We start from the raw sequence: 1,232 nt of genomic DNA, 5'->3' as shown, positions 1-1,232 counted from the left end.
ACCGGCTCGACCGGAGCCACAGGTGCGACCGGCTCGACGGGCGCAACAGGCGCCACAGGTTCGACCGGAGCCACGGGTGCAACCGGTTCGACGGGTGCAACGGGAGCAACGGGCTCGACCGGAGCCACGGGGGCGACCGGCTCGACGGGGGCAACGGGAGCCACCGGCGCGACCGGAGCCACGGGTGCGACCGGCTCGACGGGAGCTACTGGCGCAACCGGAGCAACCGGCTCGACGGGAGCAACCGGAGCTACTGGCGCAACCGGAGCCACGGGTTCGACGGGTGCGACCGGAGCAACGGGCGCGACCGGAGCCACGGGTGCGACCGGTTCGACGGGTGCGACCGGAGCAACAGGCTCGACCGGAGCCACAGGTGCGACCGGCTCGACGGGAGCTACTGGCGCGACCGGAGCAACCGGCTCGACGGGTGCGACCGGAGCTACTGGTGCAACCGGAGCCACGGGTGCGACCGGCTCGACGGGTGCAACGGGTGCTACTGGCGCAACCGGAGCGACGGGTGCAACCGGCTCGACGGGAGCAACGGGAGCTACTGGCGCAACCGGAGCGACGGGTGCCACCGGCTCGACGGGAGCAACCGGAGCTACTGGTGCAACCGGAGCCACGGGTGCCACCGGCTCGACGGGTGCAACGGGAGCTACTGGCGCGACCGGAACCACGGGTGCCACCGGCTCGACGGGTGCAACGGGAGCTACTGGTGCGACCGGCTCGACGGGTGCAACCGGAGCTACTGGCGCGACCGGAGCCACGGGTGCGACCGGCTCGACGGGTGCGACCGGAGCCACGGGTGCCACCGGTTCGACGGGAGCAACCGGAGCCACGGGCTCGACGGGTGCGACCGGAGCGACAGGTGCAACCGGCTCGACGGGTGCAACCGGAGCTACGGGCTCGACCGGAGCCACGGGTGCGACCGGCTCGACGGGTGCAACGGGAGCCACGGGCTCGACGGGAGCAACGGGAGCCACTGGCGCGACCGGAGCCACAGGTGCCACCGGTTCGACGGGAGCAACCGGAGCCACGGGTGCGACCGGCTCAACGGGAGCCACGGGTGCCACCGGTTCGACGGGAGCAACCGGAGCCACGGGTGCGACCGGCTCGACGGGTGCAACGGGAGCTACTGGCGCAACCGGAGCGACGGGTGCCACTGGCTCGACGGGAGCCACTGGCGCGACCGGAGCCACGGGTGCGACCGGCTCGACGGGTGCAACCGGAGC

At 73.0% G+C, this 1,232-nt stretch carries 1 protein-coding gene; it reads left to right on the top strand.

The genetic code is table 11. The features are described from left to right. Positions 1–1,232 (top strand): hypothetical protein (locus K359_RS56925; protein ID WP_245284996.1); only part of this gene is annotated, 1,232 nt, incomplete at both ends.

This window comes from Bradyrhizobium sp. th-b2, assembly GCF_000426785.1.
Lineage (GTDB): Bacteria > Pseudomonadota > Alphaproteobacteria > Rhizobiales > Xanthobacteraceae > Bradyrhizobium > Bradyrhizobium septentrionale.
The sequence above is the reverse complement of the archived record's forward strand: the minus strand, read 5'-3'. Positions and strand labels throughout refer to the sequence as shown.